The organism is Clostridium oryzae (assembly GCF_002029235.1).
Lineage (GTDB): Bacteria > Bacillota > Clostridia > Clostridiales > Clostridiaceae > Clostridium_AE > Clostridium_AE oryzae.
In genome coordinates, this window is sequence record NZ_MZGV01000158.1 from 1 (window position 1) to 1,450 (window position 1,450).

Annotated in this window: 2 protein-coding genes, 2 tRNA genes and 1 rRNA gene; all 5 read right to left on the bottom strand. The window is 32.1% G+C overall.

Going from position 1 to position 1,450, the window contains the following annotated elements; genetic code table 11:
* On the bottom strand, positions 1-465 hold a 465-nt coding region (locus CLORY_RS22790), incomplete at its 3' end, for a UPF0182 family protein (protein WP_169911736.1).
* 39 nt (positions 466-504) lie between these two features.
* Positions 505-1,020 (bottom strand): transcription repressor NadR, encoded by a 516-nt coding sequence (locus tag CLORY_RS22795; protein WP_079428885.1) that lies wholly within the window; start codon positions 1,018-1,020, stop codon positions 505-507.
* A 117-nt stretch (positions 1,021-1,137) separates the two neighbouring features.
* Positions 1,138-1,213: transfer RNA gene (locus tag CLORY_RS22800), tRNA-Ala, on the bottom strand.
* An 8-nt stretch (positions 1,214-1,221) separates the two neighbouring features.
* Positions 1,222-1,295, bottom strand: a tRNA-Ile gene (locus CLORY_RS22805).
* A gap of 7 nt (positions 1,296-1,302) precedes the next feature.
* Positions 1,303-1,419 (bottom strand): 5S ribosomal RNA (rrf, locus tag CLORY_RS22810).
* Positions 1,420-1,450: the final 31 nt, after the last annotated feature.

Sequence of the window (1,450 nt, forward strand, 5' to 3'; positions counted from 1 at the left end):
CTTGTATAAAGACTCTACCAACGGTAATTTAAACATAAAAAATGAGATATCTATGCCAAATATAGGATCCTTAGTATTAAAATTAGATGAATTAGTCATCTGTAAAATCCTATACCAATATTTAGATGAGATAATATATGATAATAATAGTGATATAAGCACATTGATAAGTATAAATATCCTCCCATATAACTTCTTCTTAATCTTATCAATTTCAATATGCTGTTTCACCTTAATTATTGAGTTTACTATACTTCTATAATACAACTCAATAAATACAAAGCATAAAATAAAAATTGGTATCATTATCTTAATTGTTGCTAAAACTCTTGTAAAATACACAGGAACATATCCCATTTCTTTAAACCACTGAATATTAACAAAAAAATTTACTACTCTATCAAAAAAAATTATGATAAGTGCTAATATAACTATCCCTGTTATTATAGAATATAATTTTTTCAATACTACTCCTCCATTATCCTTGCTAATTACTACTGTATATTAATCACTCGCTAAAAAACCCTTTAACCTTAATTCCTCTTTTATATCATCAATTACTGATTCATTTTCCGCATCTATTGTATGAATGTGTATTCCTCCAGTAAGTCCAGAAATAGGCTCAGCATTTTTACTATTAAATCTTTTTATAAAATTCTCTAAATCTTTTAATGATTTTATCATAAGCATACCCTTTATTTCTCCATATACAGGATGCTCTACAATTACATCTTCAATTATAGCTCCATACTTAATAATAATCTTAAGTTCTTCCTCTATATCATCTTTTGAATGATTTACTGCTATCATCCTCTTTATTGTCTTTCTAACTGTTTTAGGTATGATATATCCTTCTGGAGTAGCAATTATATTATTACCCTCAGCTCTTAAGATTGCTATATCCTTCACAATAACCTGTCTAGTTACTCCAAGCTCAACAGCTAATTTATTCCCTTTTTGAGGAGTATCATCCTTCAAAAATATATCTAATATGAAATCTCTTCTGTCCTTTGGTGTCACTTCTCCGACACTTCCTTATCCTTAAATAATCTATTTATTAAATTCTAACACAGTAACATACTTATTGAAATACCTACATAATAAAAAAAACTATGGATTATATCCATAGCTTTTAAATGGTGGAGATAAAGAGATTCGAACTCTTGACCCCCTGCGTGCAAGGCAGGTGCTCTCCCAGCTGAGCTATACCCCCATATTAAGTGGACCTTCAGGGACTCGAACCCCAGACCGACCGGTTATGAGCCGGTTGCTCTAACCAACTGAGCTAAAGATCCAATTTAGACCTGGCAACATCCTACTCTCCCACCCAGCTTCCCGGGCAGTACCATGGGCGATGTAGAGCTTAACCTTCGTGTTCGGTATGGGAACGGGTGTAACATCTACTCCATCATTACCAGATAATCGTTTTGTGATAACCTTCGCATTATTG